The following is a 13,563-nucleotide window of genomic DNA, read 5'->3' on the forward strand; positions in this document are numbered from 1 at the left end:
CTTGCCAATATGGTGAAACGAGGACGCGAATCGTTGGAATCAAATATGGACATCATCGAAGACGCCTTACTTGAATCCAACATCCTGCATGTCGATGAAACGAGTTTGCGCATCAATGGGAAACTCGCATGGGTGCATGTCGCGTGTACATCGAGATATACATACTTGGCTCCTCACGCTTCTCGTGGAAAAAAAGCGACCGATGATATCGGGATTCTTCCCCGATATGAAGGGACGATGATGCACGATGCGTTCGGTACGTATCCGAAATACACACATGCCACCCATGCCCTTTGTCATGCCCACCATTTGCGTGAGTTAAAAGGATTCATCGAACAGGGGCATACGTGGGCGATGCGCATGACCACGTTTCTGTTAGCCGCCAAGCAAGCCGTCGAAGCCCATCACGGTGCACTTTCCGAAGAAGAAGCGAGACGGTGGGAACGAGTGTATGATCGCATCCTAGAAAGAGCACAACACCGATTAGAAACGATGACGCCTCTTCCGAAAAAAGCACTCGCTTTTGTTCGACGCCTTCAAAAACGAAAGGAAGAAGCGCTGCGTTTCTTACGTGAAGTACATGTTCCCTTTGATAACAACCAAGCCGAACGCGATCTTCGCATGGTCAAAGTCAAAGAGAACATTTCGGGTACGTTTCGCGAAGAAACATTCGCGCAGTCGTTTTGCATCGCAAGAAGCATCGTTTCCACACTGACGAAACACGAAAAAAACGTGTGGGATTCGTTATGTCTTCTGTTGGCAGGCGAAACGATCGATCGAGTTCTTTCCGCTACCTAGGGCATTTTCTATGACCGAAATGCCCTATTTGTGCTGGGCTTTTTTATACACTAGCACTGGGGTGAATAGTTACAACAAGGAATTCATAATTAAAAAATTTTATAAACAGTACCAAAAATAAAGGAAAATAAGACATAAAAAGAAATAATAAACGAAACCAAAATGGAATTAACAATTAAACCTCCCCCAATTGGCAGATACCACCAATATTTTAACGAATAAATTACCTTTATTTCAACAAAAACCCATTTAGTATTCTGATTCTTTTTAATATAAAACCTTCATATCCCTCAACTACCTCCTTGCCGAACTGCAAATCCTTGGATTTTCCTTGTTACTACTCCAAAACCGAACAATTTTGCTTGTTCGCCTAATCTAATTTTGAATCAAGGTAAATTTATGATCATAACATTAGTGATGTAACTTTACTTTAGTCGCTAAAAAACAAGGAAGTTCTCTCCTCCTTGTTTAAAGTTGTAATGAGAATAGAATTAGATCTTGTTGTTTAGTTTCGATTTCTTTTTCTAATTCTCATTATTCTGTTTTAAGCATTGACACGGTATTGCACTAACATATTCTTCAACACAGTTGGTCTAATCATCTTTGACATTGGATCGATAAGATGTAACAGTAATACTTAACCAACCTAATTACCGAGTTTCCAAATCTCCTCTATCCAAATAACCGAGAACTGTTAAAAAAGGACTTCCTTGTCCATAATAAAATTAGGACAAACCCCAGCTTGTCCCTTGAAATCAAAGGTTTTTCTTGAATTTCAGTCGTATCAATATCGGTAATTTGGGGCTGATCGCGATCGGGTCCTACCCTTAATTACCGAGAAAAATTGCTTTACCTACCAATATATGCACCTAATCACCGAGATATGTTATTACATAAATAAAAAAATCTCCTGCAAATGAGGAGATTTTTGTATCATTTATCATCTAAATTGAAACGTAGTTTACATTGCAAATGTCCTTTTTTATTAACCATAATTTCTTCAAATAAATACAGGAACAACGCTCGCATATCTTCATTGCAGCTAGAGACAGGAGCCTGAAATTGTTTTAAATGATCTCTAATTAAATTTTCATTTTTTTGAACCTCTTCTAAGAATTTTATTTTTGCCTCTTTTTCCTCAATCCAACGTTCAATTTGATGAACTTTGTTTAGGATTCGATCTTTTGTAATGATCAATATTTTGATGTGAGGTTCCTTTTCTTCCTTCCTTTTAAAGGCTTTTTCAATTTCAATATCGCAAAGCTGGAGTTTTCGTTTTTCTGTTTGCCATGACACTTTTAAATCCTCAATACTTTTCTTGATGTTGCTAATTTCTGTTTCCACTTTTTCCTGAACAGCCGAGATCAGTTTCTCTGTATCTACACCTTGATAACTTCTGAATACTTTTAATACCGTTTGATGTGCATCATCTGCATCTATTTTATAATTGCATGATTTGCATAAATACACTTTCTTTCCATATACTTTTCCCTGGTTGCTCGTCGTTCGCTGATCTTTTCCAATTAACCCCCCATTACAATTTTGGCACTTTAACAAACCTGTTAACAGAAAAGATGTTTTAAAGTGTTTCGGTGGAATTTTTCTCTCGTTCTTTGTTTTGTATAGATTCCAGCAATATTCCCATTCTTCAATCGTTAAAACCGCCGGAATAAGTGGACTTTTTTTCATTATCCACTCACTTCTGTCTTTTAACGCATTGTGTTTCTTTTCGTGCTTTCTTCTGATCGCGATATAACCTGCATAAAAGGGATTCGTAATGATGTTTTTTACACGGTCCTTAGTCCATGCTTTTCCACGATAACTGTTTTCAGGAAGCTGTCTGGCAATAGATGAAAAACCATGATGATTTTTATATAACTCAAACACTTTTTTCACCAATTCTATTTCAGCTTCCACTATATCAAACTTTTCAGTTCCTCCTTCCTTTTTGGAAGTATACTGATACCCAAACGGAGCCCTGCCACCTGTCCATCGTCCATTTTTCGCCAACGTTTCAATTGCATTTTTTGTATTGATCCGGATTTTATCCAGCTCATATTTGGCTATTCCATCTTTAATCGCTCTAAAAATAGTGTCGCCAAAATCATATAAACTTTCTGTTTCACTTTCGATGATTGGGATATCTAATATATGCATCGTTGCGCGTATCAGATCATGTTCTTCAGGTATGCGTGCAATACGGGAATGTGAGTAGATAATAACGAAGTCAAATTTCTTTTCATAAGCTGCAGCAATCAATCGCTTATATCCTTCACGATCTTTTTTTCGTGAAGACACTCCCTCGTCCAGAATTTCCTCCACAATTGTACACTGATATTTTTCGGCTAAATCATAGGCGCTACGACGCTGTGTTTCCATTGTCTGCTTATGCGTGGAATGCCGACCATAAAAAACCCCCTTCATGCCGGGTGTCAAAATCTTAGATAAGTCCAATTTCTTCCCTTCCCTCCAATCCTGTAAATAATGGATGACGGAAAATAATTTCAATTTTCTCTTTACTGACCCGAACACGAGAGATAATGTCCTGCAGCAATTCTATTTTTTGATCGTCTTCCATGTCCGGATCAATCATTTTCAACGATGATTCCTGTTTCCAATCATGTATCGTCTTAAACTTTTCGCTTATTTCGAAAATCCTGGATTCTAATTCGGATTTAACAAACAAGCTTTGTTCATATTTCTTTAACATCTGTAACATCGACTTGTTTAATTGAAGTATCGACAATCTTAAGATGCGGCACATCTTTTTCAATTTCTTCTCCCTTTATGTGAGATATTCTTTTTCCTTTGTAAATAGGGTTTGTAAGAACGTTTTGCATATTAGAATAGTTCCATTCCTTATTATCTTTAAAGCGCAGTCCCAATTCGTTTACTATCTCTACAAATTTTGTGAGGGAGCTAAAATCTTTTTGCAAAAATAAATCATAAACGTTTTGGATTGTCTTTACTTCCTCTTCAACTAAAATCCAATCAGACTCCTCCTTATCCTCTTCAAGATCCTCTCGGGGTGATCGATACCCAAATGGAATACGTCCCCCAGCATGTTTTCCTTCTCTTGCTACAGTTACTTTAGAATCTTGCAATTTTTGAACCAATTTTTCAGCATCTTCCTGGTTCATGGCGGCGACAATCCGTTCAATTAATTCAGCCTCCGCCGTATACATCATAGGAAATTCAAAGTCCGCTGCGAAAATGACATTTACCTTATGCTGCCTTAGTAAATCATATAAACTCATATACTGTTGTACATTTCGTGCCAAGCGGCAACGGCTGTACACAATTAAATTTTTTACCCGCCCCTTTTTTATTTCTTCGATTAGCTGCGCCATGCCCTTTCTCTCTTCCATTTTCTTTTTTCTGGCGGACGTTTCTCGATCCATAAACTCATCATCGATCAATAAACGGTTTTTTGCTGCTACCTCATGCACATGCTGCATTTGCATTTCAATGGATAACTTCTGCTTTTCTTTGCTAATCGAGTTGCGGTAGTAAGCAACCGTTTTCAATCATCCAACACCTCCGAGTCCCTTTTCGTTTCTTGCCTGTTCTGTATTTGCTTCAAAATAATATCTGTGTACAAGTCAAACCACTTTTCAGCTGCCTCTGGATCATGAACATATTGAATAGAAACGACTTGGCAAGTTACTTTTGGGATTTTTCTTTTCATTTCTATCTCTCCTCAAAAAATTTATGATGTTTTTCTAAAACTTAAGCTTACAAACAGGATTTTTTTGGATGAATGTTGAAATACAATAAAGCCTTTGTTTCTAACCAAACCTGTATTTCTTTGAAAATACATGCGTCTAGCCATTTTTATGGAGGAATTCGAATATGTTGCAACATATAGGAGAACGAATTCGTGTGCTAAGAAAACAAAAAGGAATCAGTTTAAATGCTTTCGCTGAACGGTTAAATGTTTCTCCCGCTTATCTCAGCAATTTAGAAACGGGTAAAACAGATACCATTCAGCTTTCACTTCTCGAAAAACTTCAAGAAGAACTCTCACTCCTTCCTGTTGAAACAACACATTCCAGTGATAGCGAATTCGATATTCGGATCCAGCATGTCATGAAACAACTAAAGGAATTGGAACAAAAGCACCCTGAAGTCGCTGATTACCTCCTTTCCACACTGGAACGAGGAGTTCATTTGTTTTTAAATGAAAACTCCACTCGCTAATTTTATGATAAACAAATTTTGGGAATTTTATTCACTATAATAAACATACGTTTATAATCATGAATAAAATTAACAAAAAAGGAGAGCCTAACCATCGATCGGTTGGCTCTCTTTTTGTTGGAAGGCAACTTGAATCTGTTTGGCTTGTTCCTGACCGATTTCTTTATGCAATAGGTGATGAATTGCGCTTCCCTTAAACTTCTGTTCCCATGCAACCATTTTTTCTTGGATCATTTGAGCAACGGGGTGACTATGAAGATCGTGGATGTCGTCAAATGAAAATTTTCCTAAACTGCTATTTACGGAGAAGCGAACTTTTACATCTTCCATCGGTATTCCCCCTTTGCTCATACATATGCAGAAAGTGAGGTAGGACAACCCTGCAAATCGGTCAAACTCATTGTTTGGTTCATCCAAACATATATATGGGATATGGGACAAACAGTGTTGGAGGCAATCTGTATGAAAGACACTTTTCAAGAAAGATCGATTGCTTTATATTGCCGCGTTTCTACGGACGAACAAGCTCGGGAAGGGGTTTCACTCGATGAACAACAAGAACGGCTAAAAGCTTATTGCCGAGCCATGGGATGGAGTGAAGAACCTCTACTTTTTATAGATGACGGTTATTCTGCTAAGAATCTTGATCGTCCGGAATTAAATCGTTTATTAAAGGAAGTAAAAAAGGGGACGATTTCCAAAATATTAGTCACGAAATTGGACCGTTTGAGCCGACGACTATTGGATCTTTTGAAATTAATTGATATGTTCCAGGAGCATAACGTTTCATTTATTTCGATTAGTGAATCGTTTGACACCAATACTCCATCCGGTCGTCTCACCTTACAGGTTTTAGGTGCGGTTGCTGAGTTTGAACGAGAACGAATTCGGGAACGTGTTTTTGAAAACATGCTGCACGCAGCCAGACAAGGAAAATGGTTAACACAAAGCCCTTACGGTTATCGGTTACAGAATAAAGAGTTGGTTATTTATGAACCGGAAGCACAAATCGTTCGAAACGTTTATGATTGGTACCTTAATAAAGGGCTCGGCTACTATGCGATTGCTAAAAAGCTAAATGAAGAAGGAATACCTTCTCGTCAGAAAAAAGAATGGTCGATTCGGGCTATTAAACTAATGCTTACGAATCCCGTATATAAAGGAACCCTGTTTTGGAACCGCATGGATTCCAGTAAATCGAAGCGGGTAAAAAAAGATGACGCTGATTGGGTTGTCCTTGAAGACGCTTGTCCAGCTATTATTGATCAAGCTACATGGGAACAAGTACAAAAAAGAGTAAATAAAAAACAAATGGCACCTCGAGCACAGACAAGTCCGCATTTGCTTGGTGGACTATTAAAATGCGGCAGATGTGGTTCAGGAATGAGCATTGGTTGGTCAGGTTCAGCGAAAAATCGCTATCGCGTTTACCGTTGTTCCGCTAACAAAAACAAAGGAACGTGTACAAGCAAACAGTACCGCGCTGACGATGTGGAATCATGGTTTAAACATGGGTTATTAAAGTTAGCCGATTCGATTAACTCCCAAATGATTCCTCATCTTATTCAAAAGGCTGCTGAAAACGAAGAGAGCACAATCGAGCAAAAAATTCGAACCGCTAAAAACCGTTATAAACGAAAAGTGGAAGCGTACACTGCAGGACTCATTGAATTAGAAGATTTAAATGAAGAAAAAAAGCGGATGGAACAAATCATTGCAGAAGTTCAAAAAACGGAAAATGCTTCTTCGGTGGATGTAAAAAAGCTTGAGGCAATGGTGAAAGAAAAAATGAACAATGTGATCGATGCAATCGATGTTTTACCAGTCCCGGAAGCAAAATCATTAATTAAAACGATTGTTGAAAAAGTGATTTTACTTGATGAAAAGGATATTGAAATCGTATTAAACATTCAGTAAATGGAGTTGACAGCATGAAACCGATCACCTTACGCCAATTGCTCGATACTAATCAATTTCAGAATCTGCTTCATCTAAAAAAAGAACTGATCTCTTACAAAAATTCGGGTGTCATTTTTTATAAAGAAGTGATGAGTTCGCTTGAAATCGACACGCCATTCGAGTTGTATTTTGTGTTGTCAAAAGGAGGAATTGAATACGAGAACGCATTCCCGATGCCAATTAATTTTTACAGAGAGTATTTAACATATAACCGTCCTCTAGAGTACCTTGCGTTTTTTTATCAAGAATACTACGGAACAAAAAACATCCCATCCGACCGATTTTTTCAAACATTAAACGTTTTTCAAGCCAAAAAATATGTTTGGTTTTACAACTCACGAGAGGACGGTAAGTATGGATTGGGTACCGTTTGATACATCACTAGAAAAACATCCCAATAAAGCTTTGATCACCTATATGGCAAGACAGTTTGATATCGAACCGGTACTGATGCACCACTTGTTTATTCACGGCATCGACAATTGCGAAAAAGTATCACGATTCATATTTCCGACCATAGATGATTTTCATGATCCATTTCTGATGAATGACATGAAAAAAGCGATTATACGCATTATTAAAGCCTTGACGCAAAAAGAAAAGATTTTCATTTATGGTGATTATGATGTAGATGGAATGACAGCAACGGCTATCCTGTACAAAGCTTTAAAGAAATTTAAAGCAGATGTCCATTATCGATTGCCACTTCGCAGTGAAGGGTACGGTTTGTCCCCGAAAGCAATGGAAAAAGTTCCGGAAGACACCACTTTAATTATTACAGTAGACAATGGATCAAGTGCCCACCCTGCCATGGAAGTGGCAAAAAGAAGAGGCATGGATGTCATTGTTACGGATCATCACGAAGTTTTAGGTCCGCATCCCGACTGTTATGCGTTTATTAATCCAAAGCGTCATGACAACACTTATCCTTTCCCGCATCTGGCAGGTGCGGGAGTCGCTTTAAAAGTCGTACAGGCACTATTTATGGCAGGAAAAATTCCTTGGGATAAACATGTTTACGAATTTATTGAGTTTGCCACGTTAGGTACGATTGCGGATCTAATGCCTCTCAAAGGAGAAAATCGTATTATTTGTAAACTTGGATTGCAAAAAATGAACTATACACCAACCCCTGTATTAAAAAAACTCTTTGAGATGTTACGAATTAAATATGTCGATAGTTCCACCATTAGCTTTCAAATTGGACCGATTTTTAACTCGTCGGGACGAATTGGTGATCCAAACCAAGCTGTGGATATCCTAGTCAACCCTTTATGTGCAAAAGCCGATCTTTATTCATTAATTACTTTAAATAAAAAGCGGCAACAAATGACAAAAGAACAATTCCAACGTATTGAGGAACAAATTATTCAAAATCAATGGTACAAACAAAATGTTATTGTTGTTTGCGATGATTTTCACAGCGGAATTATCGGTCTCATTGCTGCAAAAATAGCCAATAAATTCAAAAAGCCAGCGATTGTGATTTCCTTGACAGGAGCCGGTTCTGCCAGAAGTGTAAATGCGACGGATTTTTCCATGATTAATGTGATTAAGAAATGCTCCCATTTCTTAACCAAATACGGTGGTCATCGAGCCGCTGCTGGTTTTTCGATTAAACCCGATTTTGATCATATTCATGCTTTTAGAGAAGCGATTCAACTAGCAGCCTTAGACGAACCGCCACTAACTCCAAAATTAAAATATATTAGTACAATTCCCTTACATCAGTTCCCTATGCATATTTTTGATGACTTAGGCGTTTTAGAACCATTCGGAATGTCATTTCCAAAGCCGTTGTTTTATTGCTCACCGCTGGTAATCAAGCAATTCCAAGTATTCGGAAAAAACAATGAACATTTAAAATTAATAACAAATGATAAAAAAGCCATTGCCTTCTTTAAAGGAGCAATGGCAAACAAACTCCAACAACAATCGTTAGCTGAATGTCTTTACACTCCTAGCTGTCCGATAAAAAAAGATTTTTTAATTCATGATCTTCGTTTCATCCAATAACAAAAGAGCCTTGGAAAAAGTTAAATACAATTAACAAAATATACTGTTTTTTGCAGAGGAGGACATAACCCACAACGAGGGGCTGTACATTGACAGAATGGTATATGGAAATAACACAATTGTATTTGGATCTAACTCTAGTGGCAGATTTATTTTGGTTCGCTATGAATCCGAGAATAATCTGCCACTTTTATATATACAAAGTGATTACATAATATAAAATTCATAATCAGTCTATACCTACAACTGGACTGCGACGCTCAAGCAATACCACATCACGCCATACCCCATTTAACTTTCCTATACGTTGTCGGATACCAACTTCACGAAATCCAACACTTTGATGTAAACGTAAACTTGGTATGTTTTCAGGGAAAATCCCTGCTGTTAATGTCCAAAATCCTTTTGCCTCGGATTCTTTGATCATAGCTTGTAGAAGTTTTTTTCCCACTCCTTTTCCCCGACTCACATCTCGAACATACACACTCACCTCTCCCACCCCTTCATACACGCAGCGATCCGATACTTTACTTATCTTACACCAGCCTTGAATGCCTTCTTCGTTTTCAGCGACCAAACATAAATTTGCGGCAATGGTCGATTCCCATTTTTCAAACGATGGTGCTGTCGTTTCAAACGTTGCTTGTCCTGTCGCAATTCCTTGCTCGTAAATTTCCTTCACTTGCATCCAATCCTCTTTGCGAAAGCTACGAATGTTCATATGAAAAATCCCTCCTTATTTTCATACAGAAAAGGCACTAGGAATCGCCTAATGCCTTTTCCATGTAACATTAGCAACACTCACGCTTTTCTTCCCCAACGAGTTCCGATCTGTTACACCACATTTTTTAAGGTTTCATTGCTTTAATGATCGCAGAAACAATGTAATCCTCGATGTTCGCTCCAGGCACCCAATCTTTGATAAACTCCTTCGATTCATCTTTTGGTTCAATGGTGATCTGTGTGAATCCACTCTGTTGTAACATGGATTCCAGTTCACCAATCGATGCTGCTCCTGATACGCAGCCCGAATACAAGACATCCATATTGTTTTTGATTTCCGATGGAAGTTCTGCCGTCGCCACAACGTCGGAAATGACAAGGCGCCCTCCTGGTTTCAGCACACGATAGGCTTCCTTGAACACCTGGGGCTTATCTGGAGAAAGATTAATGACGCAATTGGAAATAATGACATCCACCGAACCATCTGCCACCGGTAAATATTCGATTTCTCCTAACCGAAATTCAGTATTGGTAAAGCCACCCTTGGCAGCATTGTTGCGTGCTTTGCTGATCATTTCTGGTGTCATATCCACACCAATGACGCGCCCGGTTTCTCCGACCTGACGAGCAGCCAAAAAGCAATCGAAACCGGCACCACAACCAAGATCCAACACCACATCTCCGGGGTTCAATTCCGCAATTGCTAGCGGGTTGCCGCAACCAAGTCCAAGATTAGCTCCTTCTGGCACGGCAGATAATTCCTCATCCGAGTATCCTAGTTTTGCTGATACCTCATTAGGTGTACCACAACATCCGGAAGAGTCTGAACAACAGCTTCTAGAATTTACTTCCTGCAGCGCAATTTGCTTATAGCGGCTGCGGACATTTTGCCGGATTTGATCGTTATTAACGTGATTCATAAGTTATCACTCCTTAAATGATATAGAATAAAAATCCTGATAACGTTGCCATCGTCATGACAGAACCTACAAACGCAAAGACCAGCTTCTTTCTAAAGATACTGTGTAATCATGTGATCTCCGGTAAGCTTGCCCCTGCTGAGCTAACCATCGGCGCCATAACAGGTCCTAATGCCATGCCTTTTGCAATCAACATTTGTGAAATGGGAATCATCGTGAAAAGGCGGATATACAAAGGAATTCCGATGATTGCTGCAAGTGGAACAAGCCACCACTTATCACCCCCCATATAGGTTGAAATCCATTCTGTCAGTACAGCACCATGAATAATGGCTTCAATGCCTGCACCCAAAAGCAAATATGGATAAACCGTTTTTATTAAGTGAAAGGTCTCCTGTAAAGCTTCTCTCATGTTTCGTTTCTTTCCGATCTCTACTTCTCCTTTTTTTACTCCGAGTGTCGCAGCCATGAGTGTCAATATGATTGGATCGAGCACAGGAGAATCAAAGAGAAAAATCATCACAATACCGAAACGGACCTTCTGGTTTAAAAGCGATACGACAACTGGGATCGTAGAACATGAGCAAAACGCAAACGCGACAGCAACCAATGCTCCGAATAACGGATGGCGCTTTGTTAACAAACTTTGCATTTTATCATAAGGAATATATCCTTACTGAAAAGTGAATGACGAACGAAATAGCCAAAAACAAAAGAGTTAATTCTAACGCAATATAAGAGAAAGTCTTGAAAAATCGCTATGCTCATTGATTATCTCTCCTTATTTTATTTGCAAATTACAACTATATGTTTAACAAACAGGCAAGCCTAGATATACTTGCCTCAAAATAACGGTTTACAACATACACTTGATTTTGCCATACACTCATTCAACAATTTAATCGAACGAATCACGGTTTCTTTCTCAAATTCCGTCATATGTGAAAACACTTCTTCTAGATATCGATTTATTTCTCGATCAATGGTTGTTGCGATAAACTTTCCTTCGGTGGTTAACGATAACGTGTATACTCTTCGATCTTCAGGAAGCGGCGTTTTTTTTACTAATCCCTTTTTCACTAAATTTTGAATCTGTCTGCTGAACGTGGTAATATCCATTCCTAATGCTTCAGCCACTTGTTGCATGGAGGGATGTTCTCTTTTGTCAATTTCATAAAGAATATGGCTTTGAACGAGAGAAATATCTACATCATCAATCGAACAGCAATTTTTATTTAGCAATCCAAAACGACGTGTCATCACTTGAAACAACTCTCTAATGTTTTCCATTTTTTCACCTCTATAATTATTTATATCACATTATTTGCATATTGCAACTTTTTAATTTAGAAAATAGAATAAAATTTCACCAATTTTTATCATGATTTCCCCTCCTGTAAAATCAGCCGAGAAGATTCTTCTCGGCTGTCATTTAGTCTTATTCGCCTGTTTCAGCAAATTTTTTGATGCGCGCGCCGATTTCATCGCGAACACGACGGAATACAGCTAATTTTTCCTCCTCCGTTCCTTCCGCCTTTGCCGGATCATCAAATCCCCAATGAACACGTTTCACATTTGGTGGGGTTACTGGACAATGGTCCGCTGCATGACCACATAATGTTACTACCAAATCCGCTTTATTTAAAATTTCCGGATCAATGATATCCGATGTCTGGTTCGAAATATCAATTCCTACTTCTTTCATGACTTTTACCGCGTTTGGATTTAGTCCATGCGCTTCAATACCGGCGCTGTACACTTCCCACTCGTCGCCAAGATATTTTTTTGCCCATCCTTCTGCCATTTGGCTGCGGCAAGAGTTACCTGTGCATAAGAAGTAAATGATCTTTTTGTTTTTCATATTTCCTTCCACCTCTGTTGTTAGTATGATACTGATTCTGTTTTAAAGTATTTTCGTTGAAACCATAGTGCCACGTTGACTAACGCAATCATGACAGGCACTTCCACCAGTGGTCCAATAACAGCTGCAAATGCTGCACCGGAATGGATCCCAAACACGCCAACAGCTACGGCAATCGCTAACTCAAAGTTATTACTGCCGGCTGTAAAGGCAAGTGTTGTGGTTACAGGGTATCTCGCTCCAAATTTCCTCCCTAAGAAGAAGGAAACGAAGAACATCAACACAAAGTAAATCAACAATGGAATGGCAACTCTCACTACATCCAACGGCAAGCTTACAATGACGTCTCCTTTTAAAGAGAACATGACGATAATCGTAAACAACAAAGAAATCAATGTAATCGGGCTGACTTTTGGAATAAATACTTTTTCATACCATTGTCTGCCCTTTGCTTTTACTAACAAAAAGCGCGTCAACATTCCGCCAAGAAACGGAATTCCTAAGTAAATAAACACCGACTTAGCGACTTCCATCATTGTAATATTAACGACAGCACCTTCTAGTCCTAACCATTCTGGAATGATCGTCACAAACACATACGCATAAACAGAGTAAAATAGCATTTGGAATACAGAGTTAAACGCCACCAATCCAGCTGCGTACTCCCTGTCTCCTTTCGCTAAATCATTCCAGACAATCACCATCGCAATACAACGTGCCAGACCGATCATGATGAGTCCGACCATGTATTCCGGTTTATCCGGTAAGAATATGATCGCCAACAAAAACATAAGAATCGGTCCAATAATCCAGTTTTGTACGAGCGATAACACTAATACTTTCACATCTTTAAAGACGCGCCCAATCTCCTCATAACGAACTTTTGCTAACGGAGGATACATCATTAAAATTAAGCCAATCGCAATTGGAATTGATGTGGTCCCTACCTGCAAACTGTTCATTCCGTCTACAAAGCCTGGAAAGACAAATCCTAAGCCAATTCCTGCTGCCATAGCAAGGAAAATCCAAAGCGTGAGGTATCGATCCAAAAACGATAGACGTTTTTTCCCCGTATTATTCATTTTT

The 13,563-nt window shown here is 38.8% G+C and carries 14 protein-coding genes and 2 pseudogenes; 5 read left to right on the forward strand and 11 right to left on the reverse strand.

Annotated elements, in window-relative coordinates; translation table 11 throughout:
• Nucleotides 1–798 (forward strand): annotated as a pseudogene (locus tag CD000_RS12345) (IS66-like element ISGst1 family transposase); the annotation flags it as partial.
• Between the two features lie 933 nt (nucleotides 799–1,731).
• On the opposite strand, the gene CD000_RS12350 reads toward CD000_RS12345, so the two are convergent.
• From CD000_RS12350 to CD000_RS18850, 4 genes are all read right to left on the reverse strand, one after another.
• On the reverse strand, nucleotides 1,732–3,252 hold the full coding sequence (locus CD000_RS12350) for a recombinase family protein (RefSeq protein WP_011230104.1): 1,521 nt from the start codon (nucleotides 3,250–3,252) through the stop codon (nucleotides 1,732–1,734).
• Nucleotides 3,239–3,397, reverse strand: coding sequence for a hypothetical protein (locus CD000_RS19215; protein ID WP_233130442.1), 159 nt, complete (start codon nucleotides 3,395–3,397; stop codon nucleotides 3,239–3,241). The genes CD000_RS12350 and CD000_RS19215 overlap by 14 nt, the downstream gene beginning before the upstream one ends.
• A 94-nt stretch (nucleotides 3,398–3,491) precedes the next feature.
• Complete coding sequence (locus CD000_RS12355) at nucleotides 3,492–4,325, reverse strand: recombinase family protein (RefSeq protein ID WP_233130443.1); 834 nt, start codon at nucleotides 4,323–4,325, stop codon at nucleotides 3,492–3,494.
• The gene (locus CD000_RS18850; protein ID WP_011230102.1) at nucleotides 4,322–4,486 is read right to left on the reverse strand and encodes a hypothetical protein; all 165 of its coding nucleotides are present in this window, start codon (nucleotides 4,484–4,486) and stop codon (nucleotides 4,322–4,324) included. The genes CD000_RS12355 and CD000_RS18850 overlap by 4 nt, the downstream gene beginning before the upstream one ends.
• Before the next feature lie 164 nt (nucleotides 4,487–4,650).
• Between CD000_RS18850 and CD000_RS12360 the strand changes: the two genes are divergently transcribed.
• Nucleotides 4,651–4,998, forward strand: coding sequence for a helix-turn-helix domain-containing protein (locus CD000_RS12360; protein WP_011230101.1), 348 nt, complete (start codon nucleotides 4,651–4,653; stop codon nucleotides 4,996–4,998).
• Between the two features lie 87 nt (nucleotides 4,999–5,085).
• Here the strand turns inward: CD000_RS12360 and CD000_RS12365 are convergent, their stop codons facing one another.
• On the reverse strand, nucleotides 5,086–5,328 hold the full coding sequence (locus tag CD000_RS12365; protein WP_011230100.1) for a hypothetical protein: 243 nt from the start codon (nucleotides 5,326–5,328) through the stop codon (nucleotides 5,086–5,088).
• 132 nt (nucleotides 5,329–5,460) lie between these two features.
• Here CD000_RS12365 and CD000_RS12370 point away from each other — a divergent pair, with 132 nt between their 5' ends.
• The 3 genes from CD000_RS12370 to recJ are packed head-to-tail and all read left to right on the forward strand — an operon-like array spanning nucleotide 5,461 to nucleotide 8,973.
• Nucleotides 5,461–6,915: a recombinase family protein gene (locus CD000_RS12370; RefSeq protein ID WP_096225774.1), complete on the forward strand. Its 1,455-nt coding sequence runs from the start codon at nucleotides 5,461–5,463 to the stop codon at nucleotides 6,913–6,915.
• A gap of 14 nt (nucleotides 6,916–6,929) precedes the next feature.
• A complete protein-coding gene (locus CD000_RS12375; protein ID WP_021322496.1) occupies nucleotides 6,930–7,331 on the forward strand; it encodes a hypothetical protein in 402 nt (133 codons plus the stop codon).
• On the forward strand, nucleotides 7,312–8,973 hold the full coding sequence (gene recJ / locus CD000_RS12380; RefSeq protein ID WP_011230098.1) for a single-stranded-DNA-specific exonuclease RecJ: 1,662 nt from the start codon (nucleotides 7,312–7,314) through the stop codon (nucleotides 8,971–8,973). Before CD000_RS12375 ends, recJ begins: the two co-directional genes overlap by 20 nt.
• A 229-nt stretch (nucleotides 8,974–9,202) precedes the next feature.
• Here recJ and CD000_RS12385 read toward each other — a convergent pair whose 3' ends face one another.
• The 6 genes and pseudogenes from CD000_RS12385 to arsB all read right to left on the reverse strand — a co-directional run bounded on the left by CD000_RS12385 (nucleotide 9,203) and on the right by arsB (nucleotide 13,559).
• Nucleotides 9,203–9,694 (reverse strand): GNAT family N-acetyltransferase, encoded by a 492-nt coding sequence (locus CD000_RS12385; RefSeq protein ID WP_011230097.1) that lies wholly within the window; start codon nucleotides 9,692–9,694, stop codon nucleotides 9,203–9,205.
• A 127-nt stretch (nucleotides 9,695–9,821) separates the two neighbouring features.
• Nucleotides 9,822–10,616: an arsenite methyltransferase gene (locus CD000_RS12390; RefSeq protein ID WP_011230096.1), complete on the reverse strand. Its 795-nt coding sequence runs from the start codon at nucleotides 10,614–10,616 to the stop codon at nucleotides 9,822–9,824.
• Nucleotides 10,617–10,629: 13 nt separating this feature from the next.
• Nucleotides 10,630–11,350 (reverse strand): annotated as a pseudogene (locus CD000_RS12395) (permease).
• A gap of 109 nt (nucleotides 11,351–11,459) precedes the next feature.
• Complete coding sequence (locus CD000_RS12400; RefSeq protein ID WP_011230094.1) at nucleotides 11,460–11,906, reverse strand: MarR family winged helix-turn-helix transcriptional regulator; 447 nt, start codon at nucleotides 11,904–11,906, stop codon at nucleotides 11,460–11,462.
• A gap of 148 nt (nucleotides 11,907–12,054) precedes the next feature.
• Nucleotides 12,055–12,477 (reverse strand): arsenate reductase (thioredoxin), encoded by a 423-nt coding sequence (arsC, locus tag CD000_RS12405; RefSeq protein ID WP_011230093.1) that lies wholly within the window; start codon nucleotides 12,475–12,477, stop codon nucleotides 12,055–12,057.
• 20 nt (nucleotides 12,478–12,497) lie between these two features.
• Nucleotides 12,498–13,559 carry an ACR3 family arsenite efflux transporter gene (arsB, locus tag CD000_RS12410; RefSeq protein ID WP_011230092.1) on the reverse strand — a complete coding sequence of 354 codons (1,062 nt, stop codon included), beginning with the start codon at nucleotides 13,557–13,559 and terminating at the stop codon, nucleotides 12,498–12,500.
• Between the last annotated feature and the right edge of the window lie 4 nt (nucleotides 13,560–13,563).

It is taken from the genome of Geobacillus sp. FJAT-46040 (genome assembly GCF_002335725.1).
Lineage (GTDB): Bacteria > Bacillota > Bacilli > Bacillales > Anoxybacillaceae > Geobacillus > Geobacillus thermoleovorans.

Coding starts and splice junctions, on each gene's coding strand:
- CD000_RS18850 (WP_011230102.1), bottom strand. CDS start 4,486: ATGAAAAGAAAAATCCCAAAAGTAACTTGCCAAGTCGTTTCTATTCAA.
- CD000_RS12360 (WP_011230101.1), top strand. CDS start 4,651: ATGTTGCAACATATAGGAGAACGAATTCGTGTGCTAAGAAAACAAAAA.
- CD000_RS12365 (WP_011230100.1), bottom strand. CDS start 5,328: ATGGAAGATGTAAAAGTTCGCTTCTCCGTAAATAGCAGTTTAGGAAAA.
- CD000_RS12370 (WP_096225774.1), top strand. CDS start 5,461: ATGAAAGACACTTTTCAAGAAAGATCGATTGCTTTATATTGCCGCGTT.
- CD000_RS12375 (WP_021322496.1), top strand. CDS start 6,930: ATGAAACCGATCACCTTACGCCAATTGCTCGATACTAATCAATTTCAG.
- recJ (WP_011230098.1), top strand. CDS start 7,312: ATGGATTGGGTACCGTTTGATACATCACTAGAAAAACATCCCAATAAA.
- CD000_RS12385 (WP_011230097.1), bottom strand. CDS start 9,694: ATGAACATTCGTAGCTTTCGCAAAGAGGATTGGATGCAAGTGAAGGAA.
- CD000_RS12390 (WP_011230096.1), bottom strand. CDS start 10,616: ATGAATCACGTTAATAACGATCAAATCCGGCAAAATGTCCGCAGCCGC.
- CD000_RS12400 (WP_011230094.1), bottom strand. CDS start 11,906: ATGGAAAACATTAGAGAGTTGTTTCAAGTGATGACACGTCGTTTTGGA.
- arsC (WP_011230093.1), bottom strand. CDS start 12,477: ATGAAAAACAAAAAGATCATTTACTTCTTATGCACAGGTAACTCTTGC.
- arsB (WP_011230092.1), bottom strand. CDS start 13,559: ATGAATAATACGGGGAAAAAACGTCTATCGTTTTTGGATCGATACCTC.